The organism is Streptomyces sp. NRRL S-87, from assembly GCF_000719335.1.
In the GTDB taxonomy this organism is placed as follows: Bacteria; Actinomycetota; Actinomycetes; order Streptomycetales; family Streptomycetaceae; genus Streptomyces.
The window spans coordinates 1-19258 of the sequence record NZ_JOGB01000089.1 but is presented as its reverse complement, the minus strand read 5'-3'; the positions used below and the strand labels follow the sequence as shown (position 1 = coordinate 19258).

The 19258-nt window shown below is 75.1% G+C and carries 11 protein-coding genes, 1 pseudogene and 1 riboswitch; of the genes and pseudogenes, 5 read left to right on the top strand and 7 right to left on the bottom strand.

The features are described 5' to 3' along the window. Positions 1-375 precede the first annotated feature (375 nt). Positions 376-508: riboswitch (cyclic di-AMP (ydaO/yuaA leader) on the top strand. A 37-nt stretch (positions 509-545) separates the two neighbouring features. Beyond that, positions 546-1559, top strand: a complete 1014-nt coding sequence (locus IF43_RS0133750; protein ID WP_234332631.1) for a M23 family metallopeptidase — start codon at positions 546-548, stop codon at positions 1557-1559. A 28-nt stretch (positions 1560-1587) separates the two neighbouring features. Here IF43_RS0133750 and IF43_RS0133745 read toward each other — a convergent pair. From IF43_RS0133745 to IF43_RS0133730, 4 genes and pseudogenes are all read right to left on the bottom strand, one after another. After that, a pseudogene (locus IF43_RS0133745) lies at positions 1588-2421 on the bottom strand (PrsW family intramembrane metalloprotease); the annotation flags it as partial. Between the two features lie 42 nt (positions 2422-2463). Continuing rightward, the gene (gene trmB, locus IF43_RS0133740; protein WP_030209990.1) at positions 2464-3240 is read right to left on the bottom strand and encodes a tRNA (guanosine(46)-N7)-methyltransferase TrmB; all 777 of its coding nucleotides are present in this window, start codon (positions 3238-3240) and stop codon (positions 2464-2466) included. A gap of 9 nt (positions 3241-3249) precedes the next feature. Beyond that, entirely contained in the window at positions 3250-4446 is a 1197-nt protein-coding gene (gene lhgO / locus IF43_RS0133735; protein WP_030209987.1) for an L-2-hydroxyglutarate oxidase, read from the bottom strand. A gap of 251 nt (positions 4447-4697) precedes the next feature. Continuing rightward, positions 4698-6320 (bottom strand): sporulation protein, encoded by a 1623-nt coding sequence (locus IF43_RS0133730; RefSeq protein ID WP_030209985.1) that lies wholly within the window; start codon positions 6318-6320, stop codon positions 4698-4700. A 598-nt stretch (positions 6321-6918) separates the two neighbouring features. Between IF43_RS0133730 and IF43_RS0133725 the strand changes: the two genes are divergently transcribed. Then, positions 6919-9033 (top strand): asparagine synthase-related protein, encoded by a 2115-nt coding sequence (locus IF43_RS0133725; protein ID WP_030209982.1) that lies wholly within the window; start codon positions 6919-6921, stop codon positions 9031-9033. A gap of 495 nt (positions 9034-9528) precedes the next feature. Here the strand turns inward: IF43_RS0133725 and IF43_RS0133720 are convergent, their stop codons facing one another. Together IF43_RS0133720 and IF43_RS0133715 are read right to left on the bottom strand one after the other, a co-directional pair. Further along, positions 9529-11514: a sigma-70 family RNA polymerase sigma factor gene (locus IF43_RS0133720; protein ID WP_234332630.1), complete on the bottom strand. Its 1986-nt coding sequence runs from the start codon at positions 11512-11514 to the stop codon at positions 9529-9531. Positions 11515-11760: 246 nt separating this feature from the next. Further along, complete coding sequence (locus tag IF43_RS0133715) at positions 11761-12540, bottom strand: TetR/AcrR family transcriptional regulator (RefSeq protein ID WP_030209976.1); 780 nt, start codon at positions 12538-12540, stop codon at positions 11761-11763. Positions 12541-12878: 338 nt separating this feature from the next. Here IF43_RS0133715 and IF43_RS0133710 point away from each other — a divergent pair, with 338 nt between their 5' ends. Continuing rightward, on the top strand, positions 12879-14408 hold the full coding sequence (locus IF43_RS0133710; RefSeq protein WP_030209974.1) for an NAD(P)/FAD-dependent oxidoreductase: 1530 nt from the start codon (positions 12879-12881) through the stop codon (positions 14406-14408). A gap of 138 nt (positions 14409-14546) precedes the next feature. Then, on the top strand, positions 14547-16535 hold the full coding sequence (locus tag IF43_RS0133705; protein WP_030209972.1) for a SpoIIE family protein phosphatase: 1989 nt from the start codon (positions 14547-14549) through the stop codon (positions 16533-16535). A 169-nt stretch (positions 16536-16704) separates the two neighbouring features. Here the strand turns inward: IF43_RS0133705 and IF43_RS0133700 are convergent, their stop codons facing one another. Continuing rightward, entirely contained in the window at positions 16705-18063 is a 1359-nt protein-coding gene (locus tag IF43_RS0133700; protein ID WP_199922828.1) for an MFS transporter, read from the bottom strand. A gap of 129 nt (positions 18064-18192) precedes the next feature. Here IF43_RS0133700 and IF43_RS0133695 point away from each other — a divergent pair, with 129 nt between their 5' ends. Then, entirely contained in the window at positions 18193-18735 is a 543-nt protein-coding gene (locus IF43_RS0133695) for a MarR family winged helix-turn-helix transcriptional regulator (protein ID WP_030209968.1), read from the top strand. The last annotated feature ends 523 nt before the right edge of the window (positions 18736-19258 follow it).

The following is a 19258-nucleotide window of genomic DNA, read 5'->3' as shown; positions in this document are numbered from 1 at the left end:
AGCTCGCTGGGCTCATAACCCAGAGGTCGCAGGTTCAAATCCTGTCCCCGCTACTGAAGACGAAGGCCCGGATCCTCAGGATCCGGGCCTTCGTCGTGTCCGCGCACGACCCACCACGTTCCGTAGCCGAAAGGGCGCGCTCCGCACAGCCGCTGAGGGGGTGTCAGGGGCGGGTTCCGGCCGCGCGGGGGCTCTCCTGGGTGGCAACTCGTCCGTATTTCTCCTCCGATAGGGCATAAGTCATGGCCAAAGTCGGTCACGGACTGCTGAGTTGACCGGAAGGATCATGGCGCGGCGCTTGGAATCACTCACCGTTGTCTATTACCGTTCGATAACGCAGCGCGGCTGTCCCAGCCGTCGTCAGTGACGGCACCGCGCGCGTGCGCGCCGAATCCCGCGAGGGAACCGGGGAACCACCAACATGGGGTGCATCGGGCCCGCCGGCCCGTAGGAGACCTTCCTGCTCCGAACCCGTCAGCTAACCCGGTAGGCGAAGAGGGAAGGAAAGGAGCGCCCCCGTGGCGTCCAACGGCCCTGCCGCCGACATCCCCCCGTCCTCCACGGCCGCCGCCGCCCCCGAGGGCGCCGGCGCGTGGGGCGAGTGGAACCCCACCGAGGACTCCGTACGCCCGGTCGGCGGCCGCCACCGTGTCGTCAAGCAGCGCCAGGGCCTGGCCCGCAGCTCCACCGTCCTCGGCGTCGGCATCATGGCCGCCGTCGGCGCGGGCGGCATCGCCACCGCGCAGGACAAGCCCCCGGTCGCGATATCCCTACCTTCCCTGCTCCCGGACGAGCTGCCCGACGTCCTTCCCGACGCGCTCACCGGCGACGCGGACGAGCCCGGGTCCACCGCCGTCGCGGCCCCGCTCACCGGCGCCGGGGTCACCGCCGCCCAGGCCGCGCGGGGCACCGACGCCGGCGAGGCGCTGCGCAACCGGATCCTCCAGCAGGCCGAGTCGCAGGCCGACGCCGCGGCCGCCGCGGCCAAGGCCGCCGCCCAGCGCGCCGCCGAGGAGGCCGCCGCGGCCAAGGCCAAGGCGGAGGGCGAGGCGGCCCGCAAGCAGGCCGAGGCCGAGGCCGCCGCCAAGGCCGCTGCCGAGAAGGCCGCCGAGGAGAAGGCCGCCGCGGAGAAGGCGGAGAAGGAGCGGCTCGCGAAGCTGGCCGGCGCCTACACCCTCCCCACCTCCTCGTACACGCTGACCTCGCACTACGGCGACGCCGGCTCGATGTGGTCCTCCGGCTACCACACCGGCCTCGACTTCGCCGCCCCGACCGGCACCCCGGTCAAGGCCGTGCACGGCGGCACCATCACCTCCGCCGGCTGGTCGGGCCCGTACGGCTACCGCATCGTCCTCAAGCTCCAGGACGGCACCGAGCTCTGGTACTGCCACCTGTCCTCGATCTCGGTCGCCTCGGGCACCGTCGAGACCGGTCAGACCATCGGCCGGGTCGGCGCCACCGGCAACGTCACCGGCCCCCATCTGCACCTGGAAGTGCGGATCGACGGAGCGACGGCGGACCCGCTGGCCTGGCTGGCCGACCGTGGTGTGAACGCATAGCGGGGACGAGGACGGGCGGCCCCGGCCACCGCCGGGTCCGCACCGCCAGCCACGTCAGCAGACCGAAGACCGGCACCATCACGGTCCCGTAGACGACGTAGAAGCCGTACTCGCCGAACTCGGAGGAGCTGTTCCACAGGGCGTGCACGGCCATGGCCGCCACCAGCCCCGCCGCCGGCGGCCCGGTCCGGGCCCGGCGTCCGGGCCCGGCCCCCCGCCCCGGCCCGTACGCGTACGCCGCCCAGCCGAAGCCGAGCCCGGTCCACACGGTGAACAGCGGGTGGGCGAAGGGCGACAGCACCGCCCGGACGAAGAAGGTCGCGGCGGTCACCGATCCCATGACGGACGTACCGGTGCCCAGGTCCTGCCCGAAGGCGTTGCCGAGGTAGAGGATGTTCTCGGTGAACGCGAAGCCGGTCGCGGTGAACCCTGCCACCACGATCCCGTCAGCGACCCCTCTGAACTCCCGCCCCCGGAAGAGGAACACCAGCAGCAGCGCGGCCGCCTTCGCGAACTCCTCCACCACCGGGGCGATCACGACGGAGCCCAGCAGGTCGGCCTCCGCCGGGTCGGCCGCCGCGGATATCCACCGGGTCGCGAAGCTGTTCGCCACTATCGCGATCAGCGCCGCGGCGCAGGCCCCCCAGACGAAGGCGAACAGGTGCTGCGGCCAGACGCCGCCCCCCGGCTGCGTCCGCCCGAGCCAGTGGAACACCGCCATCAGCGGTGGCACCGGCAGGACGGCGAGACCGAGGCCGACGAGGAACCCCTGGGTGCCGGTCTGCTCCCGAACGAGTTCGAGGATCAGCACTCCGGCGGCCGCGAGCAGCCCGATGGACGCACGAGACAGGACCCGGAACACGCCACGACGGTAGCGGTCCGGGCCCTGACCGGAGGGCCGGTTTCAGTTCTGGGTACGCCGGAAGAGGAGGTCGTGCACGACGTGCCCCTTGTCCAGGCCCTGGCCCTCGAAGCGGGTCAGCGGCCGGAAGTCCGGGCGCGGAGCGTAGCCCCCGCCGGGCACGGTGTTCTCGAAGTCCGGGTGCTCGGTGAGGACTTCGAGCATCTGCTCGGCGTAGTCCTCCCAGTCCGTGGCGCAGTGCAGGATCGCGCCCGGGGCCAGCCGGGTGGCGGCCAGCGTGAGGAACTCGGGCTGGATCAGCCGGCGCTTGTGGTGCCGCTTCTTCGGCCACGGGTCCGGGAAGTACACGCGCATCCCGGCGAGCGAGTCCGGCGCCAGCATCTCGCGCAGGAGGATGATCGCGTCGCCGTTGCCGACGCGGACGTTGGTCAGGCCGGCGCGCTCGGCGAGGCCGAGCAGGTTGCCCTGGCCGGGCGTGTGCACGTCGATGGCGAGGATGCCGGTCTCCGGGTCCTCGGCGGCCATCAGCGCGGTGGCCTCGCCCATGCCGAAGCCGATCTCCAGCACCACGGGCCTGCCGTCGAACATCTTGTCGAGGTCGAGTACCTCGCGCCCGTCGATGTCGAAGCCCCACGTGCTCCAGAGCCGCCGCAGGGCGTCCTCCTGGCCGGCGGTCACCCGGCTGCGGCGCGGCTGGAAGCTGCGGATCCGCCGCTCGTGGTGGGATCCCGCCGGGTCGGGGGCGGGGCCGTCGGGGAAGCGGGGCTGGACGCGCCAGACCGGGGGCGGCTTGGGCTGGGGGTTCTGCGACTCGGACACCGCCCGATTCTACGGGCGCGCCGCGGCCAGGGCCCGGCGGGCGATCTCGCGGCCGATCGGGAGGGAGGCGGTCGCGGCCGGGGAGGGCGCGTTCAGCACGTGCACCGTGCGCGGGGCCTCGCGGATCAGGAAGTCGTCCACCAGGGTGCCGTCCCGCAGCACCGCCTGCGCCCGTACGCCCGCGCCGGCCGGCGTCAGGTCGGCCTCGGTGGCCTCCGGCAGCAGCCGCCGGACCGCGGCGGTGAAGGCCCGCTTCGACAGCGAGCGGCGGATCTCGCCCGCGCCGTACCGCCAGTGCCGCCGCGCCACCCGCCACGTGCCCGGGAAGACCAGCTCGTCCGCCACGTCACGGGGCCGGACCGTGCCCCAGCCGTACCCCTCGCGGGCCAGGGCGGGCACCGCGTTCGGTCCCACGTGGACCCCGCCGGCGACCCCGCGGGTCAGGTGCACGCCGAGGAACGGGAACGCCGGGTCCGGCACCGGGTAGACCAGGCCGCGCACCAGCTCGGGCCGGGTCAGGTCGTAGTACTCGCCCCGGAACGGCATGATCCGCATGCCCGGGTCGTCCCCGGCCAGCCGCGCCACCCGGTCGCACTGCAGCCCGGCGCAGTTCACCAGGGCCTTCGCCCGGACGACCGTGCCGGTGGAGGTGCCGACGGCGACCCCGTACGACCGGCGGGAGATGCGCACCGCCCGCGTGCCGTAGAGGATCTGCGCCCCCGAGGCCTCCCCGAGGCACTCCGCCACCGCTCCGAAGTCCGCGATGCCCGTCGTGCCGACGTGGATGGCGGCCAGACCGGCGACGTCCGGCTCGTACTCGGCGATCTGGGCGGGGCCGAGCTCCCGCACCGGGATCCCGTTCTCCCTGCCGCGCTGGACCAGGGCGTGCAGCCGCGGGAGCTCGTCCCGGCCGGTGGCGACGATCAGCTTGCCGGTCACCTCGTGCGCGATGCCGTGCTCGGCGCAGAACTTGACCATCTCGGCCGCGCCCCCGACCGCGAAGCGGGCCTTGAGCGAGCCGGGCCGGTAGTAGATCCCGCTGTGGATCACGCCGCTGTTGCGGCCGGTCTGGTGCCGGGCCGGGCCGGACTCCTTCTCCAGCACCACCACGCGCGTCCCGGGTGCGAGCCGCGACAGGGCATGAGCGGTCGACAGTCCGACGATCCCGCCGCCGATCACCACCACATCGCAGTGCACGCGCTCCATGCCACCTCCCACCCCGATACTGCACCCCCGCACTGACAACCAGTGCCCAGGGCCCCGGGTGGCCACACAGGTCCGGCCACGAAGATCACGTGGGCTGCGCCACGTGGGCGGGTGGCCGTCAGGGCGGGCTCGCTCCCCGGGGCCGTCCCGTGGTGCGCGGGCTGCGCCCCGCAGGTAGCCCGGCGCCTGCGGCCACACGAAGCCGCGTTGCGCCCGGCGCCTTCCCGAGGACGCAGCCGAGCCGGCGCGTTCTACGCCGGCGCCACCAGCAGCGGCCGGGCCCGCTCGCGCAGTTCGGCGACCCGGGGTTCGTCCCCGTACGGCTCCAGGCGGTGCAGGAGGTCCCGCACGTACTCGGTGGTGCGCGCGGACGAGATCCGCCCGGCCACCTCCACGGCCCGCGCGCCCTGCGCGCACGCCGCGTCGAGGTTCCCGGACTCCAGCTCCGCGACGGCGCTCACGACCAGCCGTAAACCGTGCGAGCGGACGTACTCCTCCGTCGGGCGCGACAGCGCCTGCTCGGTGAACCGTCGTGCCTGGCGCGGCAGTTTCAGGTCGCGGTAGCACTCCGCCGCGTCCGCCGCGAAGCGGTCGTACGAGTAGAAGCCCAGCCACGACGGGTCGTGGTCGCCCTCGCGCGAGCGCTCCAGCCAGCCCTCGGCCGCCCGCAGCGCGGCGCCCGCGGCCGCCGAGTCGCCGGCCTTCGCGTGCGCGCGCGCCTCGACCAGCCGGAAGAAGCTCATGGTGCGGGAGGTGGCCAGACCGCGGTTGCGTTCGATGGCGGCCTGCGCGAGGTCCACGCCCTCGTCGGGGAAGTCCCGGTATGTGGCCTGCAGGGACATGGAGGCCAGGACGTACCCGCCGAGCGGGACGTCCGCCGCCGCCCGCGCGAGCCGCAGCGCCTGGATGTAGTAGCGCTGCGCGGCCTCCTGCTGGCCGGTGTCGAAGGCCATCCACCCGGCCAGCCGGGTCAGTTCCGCCGTCGCGCCGAACAGGGCCCGGCCGACCTCGTCCGAGTAGGAGCCCAGCAGCAGCGGCGCCGCGTCCACCCGCAGGCACTCCGGGACCATCGACGAACGCCAGTCCCCGCCGCCGTACTTGGAGTCCCAGCGCCGGGCGTCCTCGGCCGCCTCGCGCAGCTTGGCCACGTCGCTGTGCCCCACCCGCTGCGGCGAGGCCTCCGGTACGGGCGCCCCGGCGGCCCGCGCCGCCGACCCGGACCGCACCCGGCCCGGGCCCGCCTGGGCCGGTACGGGTACGGGCCCGCCCGCACCGGCGTGGGCCTGGGCGCCGCCGGTGCCCTGTACGGGGGCGCCGCCCGCTCCCGGTACCGGCCCGCCCGGCCCCGCCGCGGACCCGCCGTCCTTCGGGGGCTCGGCGGCGGTGGACGGAGCCGGCGCCTCCCGGGCCACCGAGCTGTCCGCCGGGGTTATCAGCCACCGCGACGCCGGCGTCGCGTACGCCGACACGGCGAACGACCCCGCCAGCGACTGCCAGATCCCGCCACCCCCGCGGCGCCCCGCCAGGTCCAGCCGGTACAGCTCGGTCGCCGAGCGCACCGCCGCCCCCACGTCGCGCGGGAAGGCCAGTCCGACCTCCGGGGCCGGGTCCGCGTCGGCCAGTCCGATCTCGTGCAGCGGCACCGGGCGGCCCAGCTTCGCGCCGATCGCGGCTGCGATCAGGTGCGGGGCCGCGCCCTGCGGGACCATCCCCTTGGAGACCCAGCGGGCCACCGAGGTCTTGTCGTAGCGAAGCGTCAGACCGCGCTGCGCGCCGAGGTCGTTGACCCGCCGCGCGAGGCCCGCGTTGCTGATGCCCGCGAGGGCGAGGACGGCGCCGAGCTTCTCGTTCGGCTCGCGGAGCTCCCTGGACATGCGCCACCCCTCACGCAGACGGCCGCCGGGGCATAGGCGCCCGGCATTCGTAAACCCAGCGTAGTTCGCCGCATCCCAAGCGTTAAGGGCCCTTCTGTCGTATGGCGGGATTGTTGTCCGTACACACGGTCGGGGAGGGGGGTGGCCCGGGGTGGCGTGCTCCTGTTGTGTGGCCGTGCGCCCGCACGTGCGCTCTGCCCCGTCCCCCGACCGGACGTTTCCATGTGGGGTGCGTGGGTCGGCCCGCTGCGTGGAACCGGCGGGCCGGGGGACACCGCCGCCTCAATCCCCGCGGGCGGCGGACCGGTCCGGGGGGCGGACCGCGCCTCCCGGGCCGCGCACCTCGCGCCTCACGTGCCCCTTGCGTCCCGTTCGTCCTCGTCCGGCACGGAAACGACGGGGAAGCGGTGGGGGAGCGGCAGGGAAACGGCCGGGCGAAGAATGGCCGAATCCGGCCTATGGAACGGTCGGTGCGGATCGCCAAATACCGCGCGGCCGGGGCGTGTTCGTTTGCATGTGCGCCCCCCTTCACACCTCTCGCACGCCTGTCTCGTGGCAGCATGGACCCGAACTTGTCCACAGTCTGTGGAGGCGGTCGATGCGCTGGTTGGTGGGCTGGAGCAGTATCGCCGCAAGCTTCGGCACGGCCGGCCGCCTCGCCGACACCGTCCGGGGCGGGTTCGCGGACTCCGACGACGCGGGCGAGGACGCCGCCCGCACCCTCCACCCCGTCGGCGCACAGCTCCTGTGGGGCGACCCCGACCCGCTCTGGGCCGTCGGGGACTGGCGCCCGGACGAGATCCGCACCGTCGTCGCCGACCCCGCCGACCCCTTCACGCGGCTCGCCGTCCTCGGCTGCTGCGGCGCCGACGACGCCGAGCTGCGCCGCGGCCTCTACGCGGCGCGCGGGGGCGCACTGCGGCACCTGACCGCGTGGCCCGGCAGCTACACCGCGGTCGTCCAGGCCGGCCGCCGGATCACGGTGGTGGGCGACCTCGCCGGCGCGCGGCCCGTCTTCCACACCCCGTGGGCCAACGGCACCGCGTACGCCACGGCGGCCCTCCCGCTCGCCGACCTCATCGAGGCCCAGCTCGACATCGGCCACCTCGCCGCCCTGCTGGCCTGCCCCGACAGCCCCGAGGCCCTCGGCGACGGCACGCCGTACACCGGCGTGCGGCGGATCCCGCCCGGCCACGCCCTGATCCTGCGCGAGGGTTCGCGCGAGATCACCGGGTACGAGCCGGTGGCCTCGCTGGCCGTGGCCGCGCCGACGGCCGACCCCGAACACGCGGTGGAGGGCGTGCGGGAGGCCCTCGTGGGCGCCGTACGGGCCCGGCTGACGGCGCCCCGGCACGCTCCGGACACGCTCCCGTACGACCCGGGGCCCGTCCCCGGCATGGGGCCCGCCGACCGGCGCGCGGCCCGCGGCGGACCCGCGCCCGGCATCGGCGCCGACCTCTCCGGGGGCAGCGCCTCCGCCACCCTCGCGCTGCTGGCCGCGGGCCTGCCGGGGGTGCCCGGGACCGTCCTCGGGCACGGTGCGGGTGCCGGCGAGCGGCTGCTGGCCGTCACCTTCAACGACCTGGCCGCGCCCCGGGGCCGGGAGGCCGAGCTGGAGCGGGCCAGGGCCATCGCCGCCGACCCCCGGCTGCACCACGTCGTCGTCGCGGCGGGCGAGGAGGCGCTGCCGTACGCCGACCTCGAGGGCCCGCTCACCGACGAACCCGGCCCGTCCCTGGTCACGGCCGCCCGGCACCGGCGGCGGCTCGCGGCCGGCAGCGCCGACCACTTCACCGGGCACGGCGCCCGCCAGGTCCTCGACGCCCATCCGGCGCGGCTGGCCGACCTCCTGATGGACCGGCAGCGGCGCCACCTGGTCAAGCCGGTGGCCGCCCTGGCCCGGGCCGAAGGCCCCTCGCTGGCGGTCCCGGTGACCGTCTACCTGGCGGCGCGGCGGCTCTCCCGCACCTCCTACATGTCCGGCCTGCGGGACGCGGCCGCCCGGCTGCGCGGCCACCGCGTGGACGCCGACGAGCCCACCGGGGCGGTGGCGTCCTCCCTGGCCGCGCTGGCCTGGTCCCGGCCGGGGCCGGCGGCCCGCTGGCTCACCGGCGAGGCGCTCGCGGAGGTGTCGATCAGACTCGAGGCGGCGGCCGGCCGGCCGCCGCTCTCCCTCCGGCCGGGGGAGGCCCGGGCCCGGGCGGCCCTGGCCCGGTACGCGGCCGACCACCGCGTCTTCGAACAGGCCGCGGAGGTGCGGAGCCAGCGGCTGCACGCGCCGTTCCTCGACAACCAGGTGGTACGGGCCGCCCGCGCGCTGCCCGAGTCGCTGCGGGTGCAGCCGGGGGCCCGGGCCGCGGTGCTGCGGACCGTGCTGGCCGGTACGGGTGTGCGCGAGCTCCCGCCGGGCTGGGGGGCCGTCACGCCGGAGGGCGCCTCGGCGCGGGTGGGGCTGCGGCTCGCCCAGGAGGCCCTGCTGGACCTCTTCGAGGCCCCGCTCCTCGCCGACGCCGGCCTGATCGAGGCCCGCGTCGTCCAGGAGGCCGTGGTCGCCGCCGCCGCCGGCTCCCCCGTCCCCCTCGACGGCCTGGCCGACCTCGTCTCCCTGGAACTCTGGCTCCGCCGGCTCCTGGCCCGCCGCGGCACGTGCTGGACGGGCACCTCCACCCCCCGCCGCCGCGCCGTCCCCTCGGTCCCCCGCCCCGCCCTCTGACCCACCGGCTCCCGACCGCTGCGCCCGCCGCTCCGACGCCGGCCTCCCCGGGCTCCGCTCCGGCCCCTGCCCGCCGCTCGACCCCGGCCTTCCTGGGGCTCCGCCCCGGACCCCCCGCCTCGAACGCCGGCGAGCCCGGAATTGCCCGCCGGGCCCGAGGATGCGCCCGGCGGGGGCCGAATCCAGCCCGCGCGGCGTTTGAGCGCACCCGACGCGAGGCGTCGGGCCCCGTCAGCTCCGGTGCTTGTGGGCACCGGGGTGCGGGGGCAGGGGCCGTATCCAGCCCGCCCGGCGATTGAGGGCACGGGTCCGGGGGCGGGGGCCGTATCCAGCCCGCCCGGCGATTGAGGGCACGGGGTCCGGGGCGGAGTCCCGGGGAACGGTGGAAGGGCGGGTAGGGGAGCAGCCCCGCAGGGCCCCCGCGGCGGCCCGCTGCACAGGGGAGCGCCCCCGGCCGAAGCCCGAGCCGGAGGCCGGGCGGCGGGCCGGGGACGGTCAGCGGCAGGTGATGACGGCCTGGGCCCAGTCGCCGAGGAGGACCGCGCCGGGGCCGGACTCCCGCTCGACGACGAGCCGCAGTCTCCGGGCCCCGCCCACCCCCACCCGCACCGGCACGGCCGGATCACCCACCGCCAGCGCCGGCCCGCGCCACAGCCGCGCCCCGTCCGCCCAGACGGAGAACCGCAGCGCCCCCGGCCCCGCCGACAGCCCGTCGACCCCCACCCGCGCGGAGAAGGCGTCGCAGGACCGGTTCAGGTCGATCGTGACGGCCGACCCGGCGTGCACGGTGACCCCGTTCGCGTACCACCGGTCCGCGATCCGCACCCCCCACCGCTGCCACACCCAGCTGCTGCGCAGGGTGTCGATCTCCGGCCCGGTGTGGTCGCCGAACACCGACTGCCGCAGCGCCGCGAGCCGGTACGCCCGCACGGACGTCGTCGGCGGCCTCGTCGGGCTCGGGCTCGGGCTGGGGCGCAGGCTCGGCGTCGGCGTCGGCGTCGGCTCGGGAGGCGTCGGCCGCGCCGCGGGACGCGACGTCCGCGGCGAGGGCTCGGGCTCCGGGGAGGCCGGCGTGACCCGCGGCGCGGGCGCCGACCGGCGCGGGGCCGGCGCGGACCGCTCCGCCGCCGGCACGACCGCCCGCGGCACCACGGCGGGCGTGGGCCGCTCCGGCTCCGGGGTCTCCGCCACCGGCGCCGCGGGCGCCACGCTCGGCGCCGGCCGCGCCGTCGCCCGCGGCTCGGGGTCGTCACCGGTGAGGGCGAACACCACTCCCGCCGCCGTGGCCACCGCGAGCCCCGCCGCGATCGCGGCCTTGGCCGGCAGCCCGAGGCCCTCGGAGACCGCGGCGGCCCCCGCCCCCGATCCGCCGGCGCCCGCACCCCCGGCCGAGGCCGAGGCCCCGGCGGCGCCCCCCGCCCCCGTCCCGGCGCCCGTCGCCGCGGCCGCCGCCCCGGCCCCGGCGGCGCCCGCCGCCCCACCGGCCACGGCACCGGCCGCCTTCACCGCGTACCCGGCGGCGAACCACCCGATGACCGCGACCGGCAGCAGCGCGGGGATGCCCGCGTTGACGTCCTTCAGCTCGCCCGCCGCGATCCGGCAGCGCGCGCACTCCTCCAGGTGCTTGCGCAGCCCCCGCTCCGCCCGCATCCGCAGGCCCCCGCGCGCGTACGCGCCGAGCCGGTCGGCGTACCGTGCGCAGTCGCCGCCCGCGGTGAGCGCGGAGCTCACGTGCGCCTGCAGGTAGGCCTGCTTGAGCCCTTCCCGGGCCCGGCTGGCCAGGACGGCCGTGGCGTTGGGGGTGAGGCCGAACAGCGGGGCGATCGCGCTCGGCGAGGCCTCCTCCACGGTCGTGTGCCACAACACCGCCTGCCACCGCTCGGGCAGGCTCCGGAACGCCCGCATGGCGAGCGTCTGCTCGGCCTCGTGCATGGCCCGTGCGTCCGCACCGAGCCCGAGCGCGTCGGCGGAGGCCGCCCCGCCGACCGGAGCGGCCGGACCGCGGGCCGCGGCGGCCTGCTCCGCGAAGAGCGCGAAGTCCTCGACGAGCTGCTCGCGCCGGGCGGTCCTGGTCCACGCCGCCGCCACCCGCCGCACGGTGGTGAGCAGGTACGCGCGGACCGCCTGGTCCGGACCGGCCCCGCCGCGCACCGCCTGGAGGGTACGGGCGAACACCTCGGCCGTGAGGTCGTCGGCGGTGTCGGCGTCCCGGCAGCAGGTACGCGCGTACCGGCGCACCGCGGCGGCGTGCCGGCGGTACAGGTCCTCGTACGCGCCGTCGTCGCCGGCCCGCACACGGGCGATCAGGTCACCGTCGGAAGGCGGGAGTTCCGCGGCGCCCGCGCCGCTGCCGCCGCCGCGCTGGGCCGGTACCTGACGGGCGGGGAGCCCCCCGGGCACCGCGTCGTCGACGGGGGCCGCGACGGCGTCCGGGGCTCCGGCACCGCCGAACGACTCTGCCCGCCCGCCGTCACCACTCATCGCGGAAGCCCCCGAACGACACATTCCGACCCATGTACGCGGCCAGCGTGGCACACGGGCGCGGGAGTCGTGGCCCCGACGGCCGGTATCCACTCGTCCGGGCACACTTCGGCCAACGGCCGTACAGACCCTCACCCGTTCGAGTGCGCGCACGTTCGACGCCCCGGCCCCACCCCCGGAGGGGCGGGACCGGGGCGTCATGACGGAAACCCTCCGGCCGGAACCGCGCTGCGCGCGGCCCCCGGATCAGACCGCGCTGCGCGAGCGCAGGCCCTCCAGCAGGATGTCGAGCAGCCGCGCGGAGGCGGCGGCCTGCTGCGCCGGGTCCGGCAGCGCCGGCGCCGCGGTGGCGATGACCAGCAGCACGTCGGCCACCGTCACGTCGGTCCGCAGCTCACCCGCGGCCCGGGCCCGGTCCACCAGCCGGCCCACGACCTCGAGCAGCGCACCCGCGCCCGCGTCCTCGGAGACCTCGCCGACGCCGCGCGGAGCGACCACGCCCGTCTCGGAGGCGCCCCGCTGCTGCGGTACCCGCGCGTCGTCGAGCAGGCCGTCGGCCGCCGCTCCGGTGTCCGCAGCCTCGTCCTCGACCCGCACCCGCAGCACCTGCGGCGGGAGCAGCCGGCCGGCGCCCGAGGCGACGGAGGTCCGCAGGAAGCGCGACAGCGCCTGCCACGGCTCGTCCTCCTGGCCGAGCGCGGTCCGCGCCTGCTCGGTCAGCCGCGCGGTCTCCTCCTCGGCTATCCGCCGGACCAGGACGTCCTTGCTCGGGAACCGCCGGTACACGGTGCCCACGCCGACGCGCGCGCGGCGCGCGACGTCCTCCATGGGAGCGCCGTAGCCGAGCTCGCCGAACACCTCGCGGGCGGCGCGCAGGACGTGTTCCAGGTTGCGCTGTGCGTCCACGCGCAGCGGCGTCGAGCGGCCGATCGTCGTACCGGCCGTCCCCGTCCCGTGCGCGAGCGTGCGGCCGTGCCCCTCGGTGGTCAGGGCGGTCGCAGAGCCATGGAAATCGGAAATGTTCATATGTTTCCCCCGGTAATCATTCGTCTCCCCCCGGAGACTCCCCGCCTTCGTGCCAGGAGGGCCACGGTCACTGAGCGCCCCGGCCGACACCCGGCGAGTAACGAACATAGTTGAGCCAGAGTCAATTCAGAAGAGGGGACTCCGGACCGGGCGCCGCCCGATCGGAGCATTCTCCCCCACTTTTCCGATTCCGCCCCTCTGATTCAGTCCCTCCCCCCGCTCTGACCTGCGGAACTCCCCCCTCTCGAGCCCCAGCGCGCGGGCCGCCACAAGGACGACCTTCGGTCACACAATCTGCCGGGCCTGTGGACAAACTCCCAGCCACGTTGCGTCATGGGATGGTGAAGGCTGCATACACCCGGGGATCCGGCCCCGGCACCGCGTCCGGCCCGCGCATCCTCGTCGTGGGCGGCGGCTATGTCGGCATGTACACGGCGCTGCGTCTCCAGCAGAAACTCAGAGACGGCGAAGCCGAGATCACGGTCGTCACCCCAGAGCCCTACATGACGTATCAGCCCTTCCTGCCCGAAGCGGCCGCGGGCTCCATCTCCCCCAGGCACGTCGTGGTGCCGCTGCGGCGCGTCCTCGACAAGTGCCGGATCGTCATCGGCGAGGCCCGGCGCATCGACCACGCCAAGCGCACCGCCACGGTCACCACCCTCGCCACCGAGGAGGAGGCCGCGGGCCCCGTCGAAATCGAGTACGACGAGCTCGTCCTCGCCCCCGGCTCGATCTCGCGCACCCTCCCGGTCCCGGGCCTGGCCGACTACGCCATCGGCTTCAAGACCGTGGAGGAGGCCATCGGCCTGCGCAACCACGTCATCGAGCAGATGGACATCGCCTCCTCCACCCGCGACCCCGAGGTCCGCGCCGCAGCCCTCACCTTCGTCTTCGTCGGCGGCGGCTACGCGGGCGTCGAGGCGCTCGCCGAGCTGGAGGACATGGCCCGGTACGCCGCGCGCTACTACCACAACATCGCGCCCGAGGACATGCGTTGGATCCTGGTCGAGGCCAGCGACCGGATCCTCCCCGAAGTCGGCCCCGAGATGGGCACGTACACCGTCCGCGAGCTCCGCCGCCGCAACATCGACGTACGGCTGGAGACCCGCCTGGACTCCTGCGCCGACCGGGTCGCCGTCCTCAGCGACGGCGCGCGCTTCCCCACCCGTACGGTCGTCTGGACCGCCGGCGTCAAGCCGCACCCCCTCCTCGCCGCCACCGACCTGCCGCTCAACGAACGCGGGCGCCTCAAGTGCACCCCGCACCTGACCGTCGACGGCGCCGAGCACGCCTGGGCGGCCGGCGACGCGGCGGCCGTCCCGGACGTCACCGCCGACGACGGACGCGAATGCGCCCCCAACGCCCAGCACGCCGTCCGCCAGGCCAAGGTCCTCGCCGAGAACGTCCTCGCCTCGCTGCGCGGCCAGCCGCTGACCGAGTACTCCCACAAGTACGCGGGCTCGGTCGCCTCGCTCGGCCTCCACAAGGGCGTCGCCCACGTCTACGGCCGCAAACTCAAGGGCTACCCCGCCTGGTTCATGCACCGCGTCTACCACCTCAGCCGGGTGCCGACCTTCAACCGCAAGATGCGCGTGCTCGCCGAATGGACCCTCGCCGGCCTCTTCACCCGTGAGATCGTCTCGCTGGGCTCGCTGGAACACCCGCGCGCCGAGTTCGAGCTGGCCGCCGGCGGCGCCCCCCGCCCCGACCCCGCGGACCTCTCGGCCGACTCGGCGCCGCCCCCGCCGGCACCCGGCACCGCACCGGGTTCCGGAACGGGTAGCCCGCCGGGGCCGTCGTCGGGCACGCTCGGTGCGGACCGTCGGCCCGACCCGGAGGCGGACGCCTCCGGGGGCGGGGCCGACTGACCCGTCGGTCCGGTCGGCCACGCCGGACGTGTGACCATGGGTGTGCCCGCACCTGCACAGAGTGATCACCGACCGGCGAGGCCGACCCCGGCTCAGCGAGACAGCGACCCACGAGCGACACCACGAGGCTTGAACGCAGTGAACTTCACGCGCTGGAGCGCCCGCTTCCCCGGCACGCAGCGCCGCGCCGCGGCACGGTCCGAAGCGGCGGCCGCCCGTGCCAAGCGCGGCGAGGGCTCCGTCCCCGCGGCCCGCGGCCGCAGCCAGGACCAGCCCGCGCCCGACCGCACGGCGCAGGACCGGACCGGTACCGACACCCGGGACCCCCGGGACGTACGCGACCCCGGGGACGTACGCGACCCCGGGGACGTACGCGACCCCCGGGACGTACGCGACCCACAGGACCCGGCCGCCCCGGCCGACCCCACCGTCGCGGGAACCGGCACCGGCACCGGCAGCGGCACCGGCACCGGAACGCGCACCGGGGGATCCGGCGCCGCCGTACCCCCCGCCGCCGGCGTCGCGGAGGACCCGGGCACGTGCCCGGGCGCGGACACCGCCACCACAACCGCCACCGCGCTCCTCACCGTCCCCTCCCTCGACGACCTGTCCGCCAGCCAGGTCATCGGCAGCCTCCCGTCGCTCGTCGCCCTCGTGTACGGCCCCGAGCACCGGGTCGCGTACGTCAACGACGCCTACACCGCCGGCTTCGGCCCCCGCCCGGCCGGCACCCCCGCCCGCGACACCCTCCCCGAGTTCGCCGACCTCGGCCTGCTCCCCCTCCTCGACCAGGTCCTGCGCAGCGGAAAGCCCCGTACGGTCAAGAACCGCAAGGCCCCCGGCGGCAGTTCGTACACCGTCACCTGCACCCCGGTCACCGGCCTGGGCCACGGCACTCCGGCCGCGGACCCCGACCCCGACGCGACCGGCCCCGCCTGCGGCGTCCTCGTCCACCTCGCCGACGTCACCGACCACGCCGAGGCCGTCGAGCGGCTGCGCGCCAGCGAGCGCCGCCAGCGCGAGGCGGCCGTCACCCTCCAGCGCTCCCTGCTCCCGCAGGAGCTGGAGCAGCCCGACGACCTGCGCATCGCCGCGACCTACCAGCCCGGCGGCACCGAGGCAGCGGTCGGCGGCGACTGGTACGACGTCATCACGCTCGGCGCCGGCCGCACCGCCCTCGTCATCGGCGACGTCATGGGCCGCGGGGTCCGCGCCGCCGCGGTCATGGGCCAGCTGCGCACCGCCGTGCGCGCGTACGCCCGCCTCGACCTGCCCCCGCACGAGGTGCTCCAGCTCCTCGACGGCCTCGCAGCCGAGATCGACGCCAGCCAGATCGCCACCTGCGTCTACGCCGTCCACGACCCCAACGAGGGCCGGCTCGTCTACGCCTCCGCCGGCCACCTCCCCGTCCTGGTGCGCGACGCCGACGGGACCGTGCACCGGGCCGAGGACCACACCGGCCCCCCGCTCGGCACCGGCGGCTGGCTGCACACCTCCGGCACGATCCCGCTCGGCCCCGGCGCCACCGCCGTCCTCTACACCGACGGCCTGGTCGAGCGGCGCGGCGAGGACATCGACGAGGGCGTGGCCGCCCTGGAGCGTGCCCTGTCCGGCGCCCAGGGCACCCCGCAGGTGATCTGCGACCGGCTCATGCGGGCCCTCGGCGTCGGCGCCGACCACGACGACGACGTCGCGGTCCTGGTCCTGCAGCACCCCACCCGCACCGGGTCCGACGCCGAGCTGTTCCACAACGCCGCCCTCGACCTGCTCGGCGGCATCGAGGCGGCCCCCCGTGCCCGCGCGTTCGCCCAGGGGGTGCTCACCTCCTGGCGGTTCCCGGTCGAGCTGTGCGACCTGGGCGTGCTGGCCGCCAGCGAGCTGGTCGCCAACTCCCTCCAGCACGGCACGCCCCCGATGCGGCTGCGGCTGCGCCGGACCGACCGCCGCCTGATCATCGAGGTGACGGACGGGGACGACCACCTGCCGCGGCGCCGCCGTGCGGAGCCGGCGGACGAGGCCGGCCGGGGCATCTCGATCGTCGCCACCATCGCCTCGTCGTGGGGTTCCCGGCGCACGCCGGGCGGGGGCAAGGCGGTGTGGTGCGAGTTCGCCCTCCCGCAGGCGTAGCCGGCATACGTATATACGCGTGCTCGAGCATCGGGCGACTGCCGTAGGCGCCTGCGCATGGAGAAGGCCCCCTGCCCGGGCGGGCGAGGGGGCCTTTCCTACGTCGCGCCGGGCCGCCGAGGGGGCCGCGGCATCGGCGCACGGGGTCCGTGAGCGGCGGGGGGTCCGCTCACATGCCCCGCGCGGCTCCGGCGGCGACGGGCTCGGCACCGGCCGGTGCGACGGACTCCCCGGCGGCGGACTCGCCCGCGGTGGACCCGTTCTCGGTGGCCGGGCTGTGCTGGGCCACGATGCGGCTCGGCCGCAGGACCGGGAACGGGCGGTCCTGGGCGGCCGTGAGCTGCCGGCCCAGTCGGAGCGCGAGCCAGGAGAAGCCGAGGCAGAAGACCACGAAGGCGGCGACGTACGGCGCCGGCAGCACGGCCCCGAGCGGCACGCCGACCAGCGGGCCGACCACGAGGGCGATCTGCTTGACCATGGCGAAGGCGGAGTTGTAGAGCCCGACCTTGCCGTCCGGCGCCAGGTCGGCGACCAGCGGGGCGACGGTCGGCGACAGCATCGCCTCGCCGAGGCCGAAGAGGGCGTACGTCGACACGAACGCGGTGGCCGCCAGGGCCGGCCCGCTGCCGGTCAGCCCGGCGAAGCCGGCGATGATCCAGGCGGCGGTCCAGATCAGGCCGACGATCGCGATGACCTTGGTACGGCTGGCCCGCTCGACGAACCGCAGCACGGCGAACTGGGCGACGACGATCACACCGGTGTTGGCCGCCAGCGCGAAGCCGAGGGTGCGGGGGGCGATGCCCGCCTCGGTGCCGTAGGCGGTGAGGCCGGACTCGAACTGGCCGTAGCAGGCGAAGTACATGACGAAGCCGAGCAGGCACAGGTAGACCATCGGCTTGTGCCGGAGCAGGGCGCCGAGGCCGCCGCCCGCCGGTGCGGGGTCCTTGGGCGCGGACTCCTTGAGCGTCGACTCCTGCGGCAGCCGCACGGTGGTGATGATCGCCGCCAGGGCCAGGAACATCGCGGTCTCGATGGAGAACAGCAGAAGGAAGCTGCCGGGCCGCGAGACGTCCACGATCAGTCCGCCGAGCAGGCCGCCGATGCCGAGGCCGAGGTTCTGCATGAAGAACTGCAGGGCGAAGGCGCGGGTGCGGGTCTGCGGGGTGGAGACGTTCACGATCATCGTCGCGAGCGCGGGCTGCATGACCGCCTGGCCGGCGCCCAGCACGACGGAGAACAGCAGGACCGTGGCGACGCCGGAGGACAGGCCCAGGGCGAGGGCGCCCGCGGCGGCCGTGAAGGCGGCCGCGATGAGCACCGGGATCGGCCCGCGGCGGTCGATGGCACGCCCCGCGAAGGGCAGCGTGAGCACCGCGCCGACCGCCAGCGCGATGAACGACGCCATGGCCCAGAAGGCGCCCAGATGGCGCACCTCCGCCACGTACACGTAGAGGAACGGCACCGTGAAGCCGATGCCGAACGCGCTGATCGCGTTGCCCGCCTGGATCCGGCCCATCGCCGTGCCCATCACCCTGGTCACCTTTCACCACCCTAGATCTGGAGTTCCGGTCCGAAGACTTCAACTCTAAAGTTCGATGCTTAAGAGTACACATCGAAGGAGTTAGACGCCAACGCGCGGCGTGCGATACTTCGCGGCATGGGTGACACCCCCGACCAGATCGGCACGAACGGCCTCGCAGAGCCGTCCCTCGACGAGCAGATCGCGGTCTACCAGCGCGAATTCCAGGACCTCGACCCGCAGGTGGAGAAGGTCGTCTCGGCCCTCCAGCGCGTGAACCGGCGGATGAACGTCGCGTACGGGCGCCAGACCTCGGCCCTCGGCATCAGCAACGCGGAGTGGGAGGTCCTCAAGGCCCTCGTCCTCTCCGGGGCGCCGTACCGCATGGGCCCGAGCGAACTCGCCAAGCAGCTCGGCCTGACGCCGGCCGCCATGACGCACCGGATCGACCGCATGACCGCCGAGGGCCTGGTCACGCGCGAGCGGGACGAGTCGAACCGGGTGCGCGTCATCGTCGAGCTCACGGACGAGGGCCGCAGCAAGTGGCTGGACGCGATGCGCATGGCCACGGTCTTCGAGGAGGAGCTCCTCCAGGACCTCTCTTCGGAGGAGCGGGGGGTGCTGGGCGACATGCTGACCCGGCTGCTCGCCCGAGTGGAGGAGACCCAGGCGAGGGGTTAGATCCCCGTCGAGGTGGGTAGGGAGGCCGGGTTGACAGGGGCCTCCCGAGTCCGTAAGGTTCTTCGAGTTGTCACGGAGCCGGAACGGTTCTGCGACAGCACATCCCGCCGCCTCGTTGCGGCACCCCAACTCAGCACGATCTCCCAGCGGGAGTGAATTCGGCATGTCCGAATTCATTTTCGAGGCCCGATTAGGGGCCGCCCGGGAAATCCGCTAGAGTTCGGGGGTCCCGAGGGCCCAACAGCCCGACAGGACAAACCCGCTGACTGGGAGTCAGGCCCGAAAGGATCTGATAGAGTCGGAAACGCCGGAAGGGAAAAGCCCCCCGAGAGGGAAACGGGCCGGAACCGGAAAGCACCGAGGAAATCGGATCGAGAAAAGATCTGATAGAGTCGGAAACGAAGGAAGCGCCCGGAGGGCCCGAAAACGGGAACAAAGGAAGCGTCCGCACCTTGAGAACTCAACAGCGTGCCAAAAGTCAACGCCAGATTGACAACCCCGGCCCACAGTCTTGTGGGTTGAG